Raw genomic sequence first — 15,748 nt, 5'->3', positions numbered from 1 at the left:
GTTTCGTGCTGCATCCTTTCTTTATGAGTGTTTTGTGTCAATATTGGTTAAAGTATATGATTTTGGTAGTCTTTTGGAGCCATTCCGGTAGCCTTTTTAAAGACCTTACTGAAATAGAAGGCGCTTTCAAAGCCAAGAGCTTCCGAAACTTCATAAACTTTTTGGTTTTCATTGCGAAGCAGTTGCTTTGCTTTCTCAACTTTCATTTGTGTACAGTATTCGTTAAAGCCGGTATCGTTATATTTTTTAAAGAGCTGGCTCAGATAATTTGGGCTTATAGAGAAAGCATCGGCAACATTTTGCAAAGTCAGATGTTCGCCAATATGTGCGGAAATGTATCTTTTTACATTGGTAACAATATGATTTTTATAGTCTTTTTTCTGTTCTTGAAAAATATGGCACAATCCACTGTCCAGTTTTTCCATATAAGATATAATTTGGTTTACAGAAGTCTGGCGGTAAAGTGAGCGGTATCCGTCAGGCTCTGCAGAGAAAATTTTTGTGGCTATATCAGCTCCGTCAGATAAGAGTGTCAGAGTCAGATGAAGGATATTGCTGGCAGCGTCCATGACTTGAGTATATGGCGGCGAGGAGGACTCAAAAAGGTCAAAAATAGAAAGAAATACTCCGTGTAATGCGTCCTCATCAAATTCATCAAAAGCTTTTCTTAAAGGTTCTCGGAAAAGTGTCATATCAAACACATTTCGCAGGGTCTGATGTTTCGGCAGCTCATCGAAAAACAAAAGAGGATTCTTAGGAGTTAATTGGGTAGAGAGCTGTTTAGCGTCCCTGTAGGAGGAACTGAGATTTTCAGGCTGTTTTAATAATCGTCCGACAGCAGCCAAAATCGTTACATTATAATAATTGTGAAGCATTTGAGCGGTTTCCCGGAAGGCATTTCTCAGAAAAGAAATGGTTTCTTTGTCATTTGTATTGTCTAAGGAAAAAATTACCGCCCAATAGCGTAAATCCAGAGATATTATCTGACAGGGAAAAAACTTGCCCATAATTTTATGAAACATCTGCAAGGTACTGTTATAAAGTGTAAGTTGCTGTGCAGCATTTGTATCAGAAGTATCTGTGGATAAAAGTTCTAAATGTGCGGCGGCATAGCAGGGACTGTTCAGACAAATCTGAAGTTCTTCAGACTGTCGTGAAAATTCTTCTTCGTTTTCGAAGAGATTATTCAAAAGCCGGATATAAAAACGATCTTGGAGAGTCTGTAAGTCAAAAGCAGGAGTGGGTTCTGTTTTAGAAAATAATGCAGAAGAATCCTGCTTTTTAATAGCAGTATCTACACGTATCTGAGCTGCTTTTACTGCGGATTCCAGAGATTCCGGCGTCAGTTCCAGTTTTACAAGATATTCGGCTACATGATATCTCAGAGCCTCACGGGCATATTCAAACTCTTCATAGCTGGTAAGCATGATAAAAACAGGTAGTTCGCCTGTTTGTTCCCGACATTTTCGAACCAAATCCAGACCGGACATTACAGGCATACGGATATCTGCAATTACAATGTGGGGTTTAAGCCGGGCAATTAAATCCAAGGCTTCCTGTCCGTTTCCGGCAATTCCGCAAATTTCAATATGGAGTGTATTCCAGTTCAGCATGGATTTCAATCCGACCTGAACCAATGGTTCATCGTCTACAATTAATAACTTGTACATTCTAAAGTCCCTTCCTCCAGTGTATTTTTTAAAGTAACGGTCATGGTAGTGGATTTTCCCGGAACACTGTGGATAAATAATCCGCAGGTGCTGCCAAAGGTATATTGTAAGCGTTTATGCACACTGCTTATTCCCACATCTCTGAAGAACTGAGATTTATCCGGTTCGTCTTCAGAGAGAATTTTTTGAATCAGTTCGGGAGTCATGCCAATACCATTGTCTGTGATATCAATTTTTATTTTCGTTTTATCGTCTGAATAGAGGTGTATCGTAATAATTCCTTCACAGCCTTTGGGCTCAATACCGTGAAAAATAGCGTTTTCTACAATAGGCTGAAGCGTAAAGCGAAGAATTTTATTTGCCAATAATTCCTTGTCGTCAATCTTGTACTCCAGACGAATTGCACCTCCATAGCGGTATTTCTGAATCAGAAAATAGTCGTCTAAAAAAGAGAATTCATCTTGTATTGTGACAATTGTTTTTGAACCTTTTGCAATGTTTTTTAATAACCGGGACAGCGCAGTTACCATTTCTGAAATTCCGGGTGCATTTTGTGTAATGGCCATCCATTTAATAGAATTTAAGGTGTTGTAAAGAAAATGGGGATTAATTTGGCTTTGCAGCATTTTGTACTCATAATCCTTTTTCTCTTTTTCATCTTCAATACGTTTATTCATTAAATCCTGAATATCGGCAGAAAGTTTATTTATACTTCTGCCAATATCTCCTAATTCATTTTCCCATTCAATCGCAGCATCTTTTGTAAAGTCACCTTTGGCAATACAGGTCAGGCGGTTATTTAGTGCAGTAACAGGATTATTTACCAGCCTGGCGAGCAGAAAATACAGAAAGGTTCCAAGCAGCAGCAAAAGAAACAGGATTGTTACAATCAAAAACAGATAACTTTGCAGTTGTTGATGAAACAATTCGTCAGGGATTGTTTGTGTGATATAACAATGTTCTGTTTCTAAAGGAATGGTAACCAGCCTTTGCGTTTTTCCTTTTTTATGGATTTCTAAATATTGATGTCCGTTATTAGAAAGCTTTTTACGGTTTTTTTTCAGAAGTTCATAATGGTCGGAAAGTTTTTCTAATTGGTTTTCTTTTATGAGATACGTTGCGTCTCCGATTGTGAAGTATAAGGGAAGACTGTCTGCTAATGTTGTATACTCTAATACCGTATCGGACAGCAGGCGAGGGGAAATCTCAATATAGACAAATCCGATATCATGGATACTGTAAAGGTTTTTAATTGGCTGGATAACAGGAAAACAATCCGTGGGAGTCCTTCCCAGGGGACTTTTTTGAAGTCCGCAGTTTAAGGTACAGGAAGATTCAGACATAGCTGTTTCGTAATAAGAAAATTCCGTAATAAGTTTTACCATGGGGCGCGATATAGAGTAATAGGAAGAAGTATATTGAAGAAAATCTTCCCGTTCAGAATTTGCAATAATCACTCGCTGCATATAGGTATGTGCAGGATTCCGAAGATATTCTTCGTCCATTCGCTCTTTTGCCCGAGTCGTAATCCTTCCATATGACGGGGAGGAAGGGCTTGTTTTTATATAATTGATAATATCGGTATTATTGTTCTGGCACCACTGTGCATAGCTATAGATGTCAGACAATTTCTTATTAATATCATTGGCAAGAAGAGAAAGACTGGAATCTGTGGAATGTATGACATTATTTTCCAGTCGATTATAAAAGGTAACATAAGTAAATGTAATAATTCCAATGCTTAAAACAATAATCAGTGAGCAGACAATTAAAAGAAAACGGCCTTTAATTGTTTTATAGAATGAGTGTTTCATGTCTAACTCCTTTGTCGGTTTGTGTGTTGAGTGTATTATATCATATCTTGGATACCTATGTATGTTTCAGAGGAAAGAGAGAGAAAAAGTATATAAAAACTTAAAAAAATGCATGCTTTATAAAAAGTAGAAAAAAACGTATGAAATATCACAGAAAATGATAATTAAATACATAGTCAAAGAAAAGAAGGAAGAAGTATAATTTTGAGAAAAAGGAGGGTATGGAAATGGCAGAATTTTTTAATTTGGACAATCCTATATGGAGATTTATGGGGAAAGTATTTGATATGATGGTACTGACGGTGTTATGGGTGGTAACAAGTCTTCCTGTTTTTACCATAGGCGCCTCCACTACAGCCCTTTATTATGCCGGAATGAAACTGGCAAAAGATCAGGAAGGGTATGTAGTGAAAGATTTTTTTCATTCTTTTCGAGAGAATTTCAGACAGGCAACATTTATGTGGTGTATTTTAGCCGGATTGGGGATTTTCCTGATTACGGATTTGACCTGGTATTATCAGTTTAAAAGCGGCGTTGGTGTTATGATATTTTTTATGTTTGTGATACTGACAGCTTTCTACATAATGATTTTAACGTATACGTTCCCTCTTCTGGCAAGATGTCAGGCAGGGATAAAGAAAATATTAATGCTGGCATTTATGATTGCAGTAAAGAATATAGGCTGGACCATTCTTATGATTACTACAACCACATGTTTGTTGGCAATCGGAGTCTTTGTATGTGCACCTGTCCTGATTTTGTCCGTGGGATTATGTGCATATCTTCACGGAAAGATACTTTATGTTGTGTTTAAACAGTATCATTTTGTTCTGGAATGAAAAATTACAGGAAAAGATAAAAAATTGTATAGAAAATAAAAATATAGACAACGAAAGAAAGGGAAAGAAAAAACTGAAAAAAATAACACATGAAATGATAATTAAATCCATGGAAAAAGAATAAGCGAATCCGTATACTTGAAGCATGCAAAACACAAGAAGGAGGGCAATAAAATGGCAGTAAAAATGATTCCGAAAACAATGACAGGAGCAACACTTCCGGGAAACAGTTCTGTGGAAATGAAAGAATTTGAAATTCCGAAACCGGGTCATGGACAGGTGTTGATTCAGACAAAAGCAACAACAATCTGTGGAAGTGATATCCGCTGTATTTATCGTGAGCATGTGGGAAAAGGACCGGAGGGTTATATCCCGGGGACTGTTGCAGGACATGAACCTTGCGGCGTGATTGTAGAAGAAGGAGAAGGGCTTCGCCGGTTTAAAAAGGGAGATCGTGTAATTGTATATCATATTTCCGGTTGTGGTGTATGTAATGACTGCCGCAGAGGTTATTACATCTCATGTAAAAGTAAATATCGCCAGGCGTATGGCTGGCAGAGAAATGGTGGTATGGCGCCGTATATTCTGGCAGAAGAAAAAGATTTAATTGCATTGCCGGACGAGCTTACTTATAAAGATGGAGCGCAGGTGGCATGTGGTTTCGGAACAGTTTACGAAGGAATCGAAAAAATAGGAATCTGCGGAAATGACGCAGTTCTGGTGACTGGTTTAGGTCCTGTAGGATTGGCAGCGTTGATGTTAGCAAAAGCTATGGGAGCAAATAAGCTGATTGGTATTGAGATGAACGATTACCGTATTAATCTTGCGAAAAAGCTGGGGTTGGCAGATTATGTATTTAAACCGGGAGAAGATGCGCTGGAGAAAATTATGGAAGTTACAGGCGAAAATGGTGTAGAGAGAGCGATTGATGCCAGTGCAAATGATGCAGGGCGTCAGCTTGCTATCCGTGCCACAAGGGACAGAGGAAAAATTGTCTTTATAGGAGAAGGCGGAACCTGCACCTTTAATCCAAGTCCGGATATTATACACGGACAGAAGACAATATACGGTTCCTGGGTAACCAGTCTTTGGAAAATGGAAGAGTTGGTTGAACGTCTGGTGCGTTGGAATATCCACCCCGAAGATTTGATTACAGATGAATTTCCTCTTGAAAAGGCGGGGGAAGCCTATGAACTCATGGCGGGCGGTCAATGTGGAAAAGTTGCAGTTGTATTTGGAGATCAGAACGAAAAATAGTAAGGAGAAAAGGTATGAGAAAAAAACTGGTTAGTGTATTGATGGGCGCTGTGCTGGCGGCAGGAACTTTAGCGGGCTGCGGAGGCGGCAGTGGGGATACTGCTTCAGAAAAAGAAAACAGTACAAATAAAGAGAGCGATAAAAAATCAGAGGATAAAAAAGAAGAAAAGAATGCAGATGCATCTACGACTCTGAAATGGGCTATGTGGGACAGGGATTTGGTTACCTACTGGGACGGTATTGCAGATGCTTACATGGAGAAAAATCCTGATGTGAGAATTGAAATTATGGATTTGGGTTCTGCGGATTATATGACAGTTCTTTCCACCGAACTTTCCGGAGAAGGCTCAGATTTTGATGTAGTTACAGTCAAGGATATGCAGTGTTATACCACTCTGGTATCAAAAGGTGTGTTGGAAGATTTAACAGAGAGAGTTTCTGCGGATAATATTGATTTAAGCGTATACAATGGAGTGACAGACCAGATGAAGGCAGACGGAAAGATATTGGAAATGCCGTTTAGAAATGACTTCTGGGTGCTGTACTATAACAAAGATTTATTTGATGCTGCTAATGTGGATTATCCGACAAACAATATGACTGTGGAGGAATGGGATGAACTGGCAAGAAAGGTTGCAAAGACAGGATTTGGTTCTGATGTTACATATGGATCCCATTTCCATAACTGGAGAAGTACCGTACAACTTTTCGGAATTTTAGATGGAAAACATACCGTATTAGATGGAAATTATGACTGGACAAAGCCATATTATGAAATGGTGAAAAAACAGGAAGAAGATGGCATTTGTAGGAGTTATATTGATACCAATGCTTCACAGCTTCACTATTCCGCAGCTTTTTCAGAGGGAAATGTAGCAACCATGAATATGGGAAGCTGGTATGTTTCTACCTTGATTACAGAACTTGCAAATGGAGAATATGATTCTGAATTATGCGGAAACTGGGGAATTGCAAAATATCCTCACCCGGAAGGGGCAGAAGAGGGAGCAACCATAGGTTCTCTTACAGGTTTAGCAATACCGACTTCTTCTGAAAATAAAGATGCAGCATGGGATTTTATTAAATTTGCATGTGGAGAAGAGGGAGCCAAAATTGTAGCGGCAACAGGTTCTTTCCCGGCGCTTTTAAATGATGAAACAGCAGATGTGATTGCTTCTTTAGACGGCTTTCCACAGGACGAAACCAGCATTGAGGCATTAAAACCGGGCAAGGTATATCTGGAAGCTCCGTATGATAAGAATTTCTCTGAGATTAATACGATTTTGGATACGTATCATAAAGATATTATGAACGGAGATCTTTCTATTGATGAAGGAATTGCCAAGATGAATGAAGAAGTAGGTAAAATCGGCAAATAATTAAATTTTGCAAGAAGTAGAAAGGAACTGGATATACTGGGAAGATACCAGTTCCTTTCTGGCATTTAAAAAGAAAATTTTCCTTTGCGGAAAAGAAAGGAGTTATGCCATAGGGCTGGAAAATTATGGAAAAAAGTATAGAAAAGAGCAGAGTGCGCCGTGACAGGAAAAGAGCGCTTGTAGCATATTCCTTTATTGCGCCTAATTTTATAGGGTTTGCAGTATTTACATTGATTCCCATTATTTTCGCATTTGCATTGGGATTTCTCAAATGGGACGGAAATAATGCGATTCAGTTTGCAGGACTGGATAATTTTATCCGTCTTGGTTCTGATACCATGTTCAAGAAATCTTTTATTAATACTATTATTTACTGTGTCGGAACGGTTCCTTTAACCATGATGGCATCTTTGGGTCTGGCAATTATTCTGAATCAGAAGGTAAAGGCGAGGGGAGTGTTCAGAACCATTGCATTTTTTCCTTATGTTGCTTCTCTGGTAGCGATTACGGCAGTGTGGAGTATGATTTTTCACCCCAGTAAAGGGCCGGTGAATGCGTTTCTGTATTATGTATGTCATGTGGAAAATCTTCCGAACTGGTTTGGCGCGGAAATCTGGTTCTGGTGACTTTGATTTTATTTAGTGTATGGAAATATATGGGATACTATATGGTAATCTATCTCGCAGGTTTACAGGGAATCTCGGGAGAACTTTATGAGGCGGCAAGTCTTGATGGGGCCACAACCTGGCAAAAATTCCGATATGTAACCTGGCCTCAGCTTAGACCGACTACTTTCTTTGTAACGGTTATGCTGACGATTAATTGCTTTAAGGTATACGATATTGCAATTATGCTTGCCGGAGGCGCTGACGGAAAGCTGGGTACAAACTCTACTGTTCTGGTATATTATATTTATCAGAAGGCGTTCCAGGAGTGGGATTTGGGATATTCCAGCGCTGTAGCCATGGTATTATTTGTTCTGGTTCTGGCAGTTACCCTGATTCAGTTCCGTGGACAGAAAAAATATGAAAATGATTAGGAAGGGAAAGGAGAGAGAACTATGAAAACAAGGTCTGCATCAAAGCACAGACGCATAAACAGAGTGTTGATTTATACACTTTTAATCGCGATTACCGCATTAATGATTGTTCCGTTTTTGTGGATGCTTTCCGCTTCCATAAAATCAAAAACAGAAGTATTTCAGATGACGCCGTTTCGATGGATTCCGGAGATTCCGCGTTGGGAAAATTATCGGGAAATCTGGACGAAAATCCCTCTGGGAACTTTTATTGGAAATACAGTGATTCTGACAATTGTTGTAACATTTCTGCAGCTTTTAACCAGTAGCTTTGCAGCATACGCATTTGCAAAAACTGAATTTTAAACACAAGAATACGCTGTTTCTAGGGTATATTGCTACGATTGCCATGCCGTGGCAGGTATATATGGTTCCACAGTTTATTATGATGAGAAAAATGGGATTGAATGATACACTTCTTGCAATGATATGCCTGCAGGCATTCTCTGCTTTTGGAGTATTCATGATGAAACAGTTCTATATGGGAATACCGGATTCTCTTTGTGAAGCAGCACGTATTGATGGTATGAGTGAATATCGGATTTACCGTTCTATTATGCTTCCTCTTTCCAAGCCGGCATTGTCCACACTGACTATCTTTACTTTTGTAAATACCTGGAACGACTATCTGGGGCCACTGATTTATTTAAAAACAGAATCTAAAAAAACCATTCAGCTTGGTCTTAAAATGTTTGTAGGTCAGTATTCCGCAGAGTATGGTTTGATTATGGCGGGCTCTGTGATTACATTAATTCCTGTGTTGATTGTATTTTTGTGTCTGCAGAAATATTTTGTAGAGGGTGTTGCGTCTACAGGATTAAAAGGATAGGAAGAGGAGGACGATATGAAAGTAAAAGATTGGAGTACAAAAGAGGATTTTCAGGAATTGATGCTGGAATTTCTAAATCCTTTAAAGCCTTATTACAGTACACATAGAGCAGGATTGAATTTAGGAAACACAGCTACCAATTATGATCAGAAGGCAATTTATATGGAAGCTTTCTCAAGACCACTGTGGGCATTAGTTCCTTTTTTTGCAGGCGGTGGGAAGGACGAGTGGTTTTTAAGCTGTTATCAGAAAGGACTGGTGGCAGGTACAGACCCAGAAGATGAAGAGTACTGGGGAAATCCAGGAGAATTTGACCAGAGATTTGTGGAAATGGCTGCCATGGGGTATGGGCTTTTGATGGCGCCGGAAAAATTCTGGGAGCCTTTAACAGAAAGAGAAAAAAAGAATTTTGCCGCGTATCTTTATACCATTAACCAGCATGAAATTCCAGAATGTAACTGGCAGATGTTCCGGGTATTGGTAAATCTGGGGCTTAAAAATGTAGGCGCCCCTTATAGTGAAGAGCAGATGAAGAAGTCCTTGGACATGACAGAGAGTTTTTATCTGGGAGAGGGCTGGTATCGAGATGGGGATTCCTGCCAGAGAGATTACTATGTATCCTTTGCCATTCATTTTTACGGTCTTATCTATGCAAAATTTGCACAGCAGGAAGACAGGGAGAGAAGTGAAAGGCTGAAAAGGCGTTCTATGGAATTTGCAAAGCAGTTTCTATACTGGTTTGACGAGGACGGCGCTGCATTGCCTTTTGGACGTTCATTGACATATCGTTTTGCACAGGTGAGTTTTTTCTCGGCATGCCTTCTTTGCGGAATCGAACCTCTGCCAATAGGGGTGATGAAAGGTCTTATTGTACGGCATATGAAATATTGGCTGAGTTTGCCGGTATTTGACAGAAACGGAATATTGACCATAGGCTACGGGTATCCGAATTTAATGATGTCTGAAAAGTATAATGGTCCCGGCTCTGCTTATTGGAGTATGAAATATTTTGCTTTTCTGGCGCTTCCGGATAATCATGCATTCTGGAAGGCAAAAGCAGAAAAATATCCTTCGGAAATTTCTCAGTGTGCTATGCCTTATGGAGAAATGCTGGTAAAACATTATCGGCATCACAATACAGCCTACACGCCGGGGGTATTCAGTGCTTTCGGACATGGACATTCTGTGGAGAAATACGGAAAATTTGCATATGATACAAAGCTTGCCTTTTCGGTTGCCCGTTCCTGCTATGAACTTCACGAAAATTGTCCGGATAGTATGCTGGCATTTATCATTGATGGATATGTATATGTACGAAGAATCTGTGAGGATTCTGAAATACGGGAGCAGGAGGTCTGGTCTAAATGGAGTCCTTATCCGGGAATCATGGTGGAAACAACGGTGATTCCCACAGAAACCGGACATATAAGGAGGCATAAAATAAACAGCGACAGATCCTGTATAGCATATGACTGTGGTTTTTGTATCAGTGCGGCATTGAAGGATCATTGTGTACAAACAGAGGAAAAAGGTGTCAGCCGTGTGGAAAACAGCAGCAGTTATTGTGAAGTATGTGGAAAACAGGGGGAAGGAACTATAATTACAGCAGATCCCAATACAAATCTGATAAATCCCAAAACATTGCTGCCGTCTGTAAGTTATTCTATTCCTGTGGGAGAGTCAGAGTTTGTGACTGAAATAAAAGTCGAGATAAAGGAGAGATAGGTATGTTTGAGAATAAGCCGGTTATTACATCTGAAGATATACAAAATGGTATGGAGTTTGCGGTAAAACAGGTACGCTGCAATTTGGAGGAATTTACAGATAAATTTCAAAATGCATTTTCAGAAAATGGATTTTATAAACCCATCGAAAATAATTATTGGACTACAGGGTTCTGGACAGGGGAAATCTGGCTTGCATATGAGTGGTCGCATGATGAGGCATTCAGAAAAGCAGCAGATGTTCAGGTTGAGAGCTTTTTGAAAAGAATTAATGATAAATATGAAGTGGATCATCATGATATGGGATTTTTGTATTCTCTTTCCTGTGTGGCTGCCTATAAGCTGACAGAAAGTAAAAAGGGAAGAGAAGCTGCAATTAAGGCAGCGGATCAGTTGATTACAAGATATCACCCGGTTGGAGAATTTATTCAGGCCTGGGGTCCCATGAATGAACCGGAAAATTACAGGCTGATTATTGACTGTCTTTTAAACCTTCCGCTTTTGTATTGGGCAACCGAGGAAACAGGAGAGAAAAAATACAGAGAAATTGCGGAGAAGCATATTCATACTGCGATTGCAAATGTCATAAGAGAAGATTACTCGACCTGGCATACGTTTTACTTTGATATGAAAACAGGGGCTCCTGACCATGGCGCAACCTGTCAGGGATACAGGGACGGTTCTGCATGGGCAAGAGGCCAGGCCTGGGGAATTTACGGCTGTGCGTTGGCTTACAGGTATACAGGAGAAAAGAAATATATTGAGAATTTTAAGCATGTGACTCAATATTTCCTGGAACATCTTCCGGAAGATTTGATTCCATATTGGGATTTGGAATTTACAGATGGCGACGACCAGCCAAGAGATTCTTCCAGTGCATCTATAGCGGCATGCGGAATGTTGGAAATGGCAAAATATATGGAAGAGGAAGACGCGTTGTATTATACAGATATTGCTAAAAAGCTGATGAAGTCTGTTTATGATAATTATAGAGTTACAGATTCCAAAATATCAAATGGGCTTGTTCTTCATAGTACATACTCCAATCATTCGCCATATAATACATGCAATCATGAGGGTGTAGATGAATGCAACTCCTGGGGAGATTATTTTTATATGGAAGCATTGACAAGACTGGCAAAGGACTGGAATCCGTATTGGTAAGATAAAGAGGACAAAAATGGGCAGGGAAAAGAGAAAAATTAAGAGTTTTCTCAGGAAGTATCAGGAGGATATCCAAAAAGAAGCACAGGTACTTTTGAATCAGGAGATGCCAAAGCTGACAGAGCAGGAGTTTGCCTTGTATGAGCAGACAGGAAATCGTCTGGTTTATGAGAATAAATATTTCAGTAGAAGGAAATTCCTGATGGTTTTTGGTCTGCAGGTCTGGCTGGAAAAAGGAAGAGAAAAAATATATTCCGAAAAGCTGGAAGCAGTGATTGCAGAAATTTGTAAAGAACAGTGCTGGGCGCTTCCTGCACACGTAGACAGAACAATACCGGGCTGGGAGCTTACGGTGGACTTGTTTGCTGCAGAAACAGCACAGGCTCTTTCAGAAATTATTTCCGTGGAAAAATCCTTTATAAGACGAGAGGTAAGAAACCTTGCAAAGAAAGAAATATACCGTAGAGTTTTAAATCCTTTTTTGAGTGTAAAATCTCCTTATGCTTGGTGGGAAAACTGTACATTGAATTGGTGTGCTGTCTGTAATGGCTCTGTCGGGAGTGCAGCAATGTACCTGATGCATAAAGAGCCGGAAAGACAAAGGGAATGTTTAAAACGTGTTACAGAAAATATGAAATATTTTCTGGCAGGATTTGGAGAAGACGGAGCCTGTCTGGAGGGATTATCCTATTTTACTTACGGAATGACTTACTTTACGGGATTTGCGGAGCAGCTTTTGGAGTTTACAAAGGGTAAAGAAGATTTATTTGCAAATCCAAAAGTAGAAAAGATTGCCGGATTTCAGCAGAAATGTTATTTTGGAAATGGCAGAACACTGAGTTTTTCAGACGGAAACAGTAAAGAACATTTTCGGGCGGGACTCAGCAGCTATCTTGCCATGCGGTATGAGAGTGTTCGATTGCCGTCTTTTTCGTTAGCAGCAAATTTGACAGAAGATACCTGCTATCGTTGGATGGGGGCTTTCAGAGATCTTGTATGGACACAGAAATATCTGGAGAAGACAGAAAAAGAAAGCAGTTTTTTTCCGGAAGAGGAGAAATCGGGACAGATTACCCTTCCTGGTTCTCAATGGGTCATTTGTGAGAATGATACTGGTACAGGAATGGCTGTAAAAGGCGGTCATAATGGAGAACCCCATAATCACAATGATGTGGGAAGTTTTCTGTTTTTTTCCGGAGAGGAATTTTTTTTGCCGGATTTGGGAGCAGGAGAATATACAAAAAACTATTTTAATGAACACAGATATGAGATTTTCTGCAATCACTCTTTTAGCCATAATGTTCCTGTTATCAGAGGCAGGGGGCAGCAAGAAGGAACACAGCATTGCTGTACACGATTTGAAACAGATGAGAATGGATATGTTGCATTAGAATTTGAGAAAGCATATGAGGAAAATGCAGCAGAACAAATGGTAAGGAGTTTGCGGTTTGAGTTTTCTTCTGGTAAACTGTTTGTAAAAGATGAGTTTTGGAAATGCGGTGAGATACAGGAAAATTTAATTTCTTATATAGAACCCGTAATAGAAAAAGACAGATTTTTGCTGACAGGAGAAAAAGCCAGTTGCTGTATTCAGACACAGGGGAAGCAGCTTTGGACAGAAGAAGTCAAACATGCGCTTCATAATGGGAAAATAATAAGTGTGTATCGAATGCTTTGGGAGGTGGAAGAAAGAGGCGAATATGCCTGTACGGAGTTCTCGGTAGAAGTTTCGAAAAAGTAGTTTTATAGACAGTGTGAAACTTCTGCGGGTTCCCGTCTGCTCTTTATCTTTGTAATAAATCCTTTCTTCTGTATTTTCCTATTCTATTTCACCTCTTTCGTACATAAAATATAGCCATTATGAAAGGCAGGTGTTTCCGTATGTCTTATACTCTTCTTGTAAATAAATCTCACCCGCTGACTTCTTCCTATGTTCCGCCATGCCTTGCAGAAGCCCATATTCCTTTTGATACTTCTGCACATGACGAAAAGACTCTTATGGAGAAAACAGCAGCAAAAGCTGCCGCAAGACTTTTTCATCAGGCTGCTTCTGACAATATAACCCTCATGGGTGTTTCCGGCTACCGTTCCTATAAAAGACAGGAAAGCTTATATCGAAACGCTCTGGCAAGAAGCAGCAGCGCCGTAGCGCCTCCCGGCACCAGTGAACATCAGACCGGGCTTGCCCTTGATATTTCCTGTGCTTCTTTAAATTTTGAACTGGAAGAGGCCTTCGCATACACAAAGGAAGGAAAATGGCTGAAAACCAATGCGCCCCTTTATGGTTTTATTCTGCGCTATCCCCGGCGAAAAGAACATATTACCCAGTATCCCTGGGAACCCTGGCATATACGCTTTGTGGGGAAAACTCTGTCCCTCTACCTTTCTCTTACCGGGCTGACACTGGAGGAATACCATCAGATGCTTTCTAATCCTCGCGGAAACCTGTAGAAAACTTTTTGTATTTATGGGGAAACGTGGTATAATGGTTTTATTTAATACACAAAGGAGTGCTGTCTATGAGAGCCTTAAATTTAACATTACTGACAGATTTATATGAACTTACTATGATGCAGGGGTATTTTAAAAATCCAACAGACCAGGTTGTGGTTTTTGATGCATTTTACAGAAAAAATCCCTGCGGCGGAGGATATGCCATTGCTGCAGGATTAGAACAGATTATTGAATATGTTCGCGATTTACACTTTTCTCCTGACGATATTGATTATTTGAAGAGTCTGAATATTTTTGATTCCGATTTCCTGGAATATCTGCGAGGCTTCCATTTTACGGGAGATATTTATGCCATTCCCGAAGGAACGGTTGTCTTTCCAAGAGAACCCCTTTTAAAGGTTATCGCACCTGTTATGGAAGCACAGTTAGTGGAAACTGCTATTTTGAATCTTCTGAATCACCAGAGTCTGATTGCTACTAAGGCTTCCCGTGTGGTATACGCCGCAAAAGGTGACGGTGTTATGGAATTTGGCTTACGAAGAGCCCAGGGACCTGACGCAGGGCTGTATGGCGCAAGAGCTGCCATGATTGGAGGCTGTATCGGAACATCCAATGTACTGACAGGACAGATGTTCCACGTTCCGGTAAAAGGAACTCATGCCCACAGTTGGATTATGAGTTTCCCTGATGAATATACAGCCTTTAAAACCTATGCAAGCCTGTATCCAAATGCCTGTATTCTGCTGGTAGATACTTACGATGTGTTAAATTCCGGCGTTCCAAATGCTATTCGGGTCTTTAAAGAAATGAAAGAGGCCGGACTTCCCATGAAGGGATACGGAATCCGAATTGACAGCGGCGACCTGGCTTATCTGTCCAAACAGGCACACAGAATGCTGTCTGAAGCCGGATTTGGGGACGCGATTATCTCTGCTTCCAGTGATTTGGACGAATACCTGATTGAGAGCTTGAAAGCCCAGGGTGCGAAAATCAATTCCTGGGGCGTGGGAACTAATCTGATTACCTGTAACGACAACCCTGCCTTCGGCGGTGTTTATAAGCTGGCAGCGATTAAAAATAAAGAGGATTCCGACTTTGTTCCGAAAATCAAATTGTCCGAAAATGTAGAAAAGGTCACAAATCCCGGCAACAAGACCATTATGCGTATTTATGACAAAGCTACCGGGAAAATCCGTGCAGATTTAATCTGTCTGGAAGACGAGGTGTTCAATCCGGAAGAGGATATGATTATCTTTGATCCTATGGCAACCTGGAAAAAGACAAAGCTTGCCGGCGGCTCTTACATTTTAAGGGAGCTTCTGGTTCCTGTATTCCAGAAAGGGCACTGTGTTTATACCTCTCCTTCTGTCATGGAAATCAGAGATATATGTCAGAAGGAATTAGATACACTCTGGGACGAAACAAGACGTTTCACCAATCCTCAGGAGGTTTTTGTGGATTTGTCAGACAAGCTTTATAAGATTAAGTCTGAGCTTCTGGAGAAAATGGGACAGGCAGCGATTGAGTAAAAAATTATAAA

Annotated in this window: 10 protein-coding genes and 2 pseudogenes; 10 read left to right on the top strand and 2 right to left on the bottom strand. The window is 40.1% G+C overall.

The annotated features are described in order from the left end of the window. Nucleotides 1–47 precede the first annotated feature (47 nt). Together DQQ01_RS15530 and DQQ01_RS15525 are read right to left on the bottom strand one after the other, a co-directional pair. A complete protein-coding gene (locus DQQ01_RS15530) occupies nucleotides 48–1,670 on the bottom strand; it encodes a response regulator (RefSeq protein WP_111920738.1) in 1,623 nt (540 codons plus the stop codon). Next, complete coding sequence (locus tag DQQ01_RS15525; protein WP_111920737.1) at nucleotides 1,655–3,484, bottom strand: sensor histidine kinase; 1,830 nt, start codon at nucleotides 3,482–3,484, stop codon at nucleotides 1,655–1,657. The genes DQQ01_RS15530 and DQQ01_RS15525 overlap by 16 nt, the downstream gene beginning before the upstream one ends. A gap of 227 nt (nucleotides 3,485–3,711) precedes the next feature. Between DQQ01_RS15525 and DQQ01_RS15520 the strand changes: the two genes are divergently transcribed. The 10 genes and pseudogenes from DQQ01_RS15520 to DQQ01_RS15475 all read left to right on the top strand — a co-directional run bounded on the left by DQQ01_RS15520 (nucleotide 3,712) and on the right by DQQ01_RS15475 (nucleotide 15,737). Continuing rightward, complete coding sequence (locus tag DQQ01_RS15520; RefSeq protein ID WP_162624339.1) at nucleotides 3,712–4,323, top strand: YesL family protein; 612 nt, start codon at nucleotides 3,712–3,714, stop codon at nucleotides 4,321–4,323. 174 nt (nucleotides 4,324–4,497) lie between these two features. Further along, the gene (locus DQQ01_RS15515) at nucleotides 4,498–5,580 is read left to right on the top strand and encodes a zinc-dependent alcohol dehydrogenase family protein (protein WP_199797970.1); all 1,083 of its coding nucleotides are present in this window, start codon (nucleotides 4,498–4,500) and stop codon (nucleotides 5,578–5,580) included. 14 nt (nucleotides 5,581–5,594) lie between these two features. After that, nucleotides 5,595–6,959, top strand: coding sequence for an ABC transporter substrate-binding protein (locus DQQ01_RS15510; protein ID WP_111920735.1), 1,365 nt, complete (start codon nucleotides 5,595–5,597; stop codon nucleotides 6,957–6,959). A gap of 125 nt (nucleotides 6,960–7,084) precedes the next feature. Next, nucleotides 7,085–7,998, top strand: a pseudogene (locus DQQ01_RS18475) (carbohydrate ABC transporter permease). Nucleotides 7,999–8,019: 21 nt separating this feature from the next. Then, a pseudogene (locus DQQ01_RS18310) lies at nucleotides 8,020–8,866 on the top strand (carbohydrate ABC transporter permease). A gap of 15 nt (nucleotides 8,867–8,881) precedes the next feature. Further along, nucleotides 8,882–10,591, top strand: coding sequence for a DUF2264 domain-containing protein (locus tag DQQ01_RS15495; RefSeq protein WP_111920734.1), 1,710 nt, complete (start codon nucleotides 8,882–8,884; stop codon nucleotides 10,589–10,591). Between the two features lie 2 nt (nucleotides 10,592–10,593). Next, nucleotides 10,594–11,754 (top strand): glycoside hydrolase family 88 protein, encoded by a 1,161-nt coding sequence (locus DQQ01_RS15490; protein WP_111920733.1) that lies wholly within the window; start codon nucleotides 10,594–10,596, stop codon nucleotides 11,752–11,754. Between the two features lie 16 nt (nucleotides 11,755–11,770). Beyond that, complete coding sequence (locus DQQ01_RS15485) at nucleotides 11,771–13,495, top strand: heparinase II/III domain-containing protein (RefSeq protein ID WP_111920732.1); 1,725 nt, start codon at nucleotides 11,771–11,773, stop codon at nucleotides 13,493–13,495. Between the two features lie 140 nt (nucleotides 13,496–13,635). Next, nucleotides 13,636–14,205, top strand: a complete 570-nt coding sequence (locus DQQ01_RS15480) for a M15 family metallopeptidase (protein ID WP_111920731.1) — start codon at nucleotides 13,636–13,638, stop codon at nucleotides 14,203–14,205. Nucleotides 14,206–14,273: 68 nt separating this feature from the next. Further along, on the top strand, nucleotides 14,274–15,737 hold the full coding sequence (locus DQQ01_RS15475) for a nicotinate phosphoribosyltransferase (RefSeq protein WP_111920730.1): 1,464 nt from the start codon (nucleotides 14,274–14,276) through the stop codon (nucleotides 15,735–15,737). Nucleotides 15,738–15,748: the final 11 nt, after the last annotated feature.

The sequence above is a fragment of the Blautia argi genome (assembly GCF_003287895.1).
In the GTDB taxonomy this organism is placed as follows: Bacteria; Bacillota; Clostridia; order Lachnospirales; family Lachnospiraceae; genus Blautia; species Blautia argi.
The sequence above is the reverse complement of the archived record's forward strand: the minus strand, read 5'-3'. Positions and strand labels throughout refer to the sequence as shown.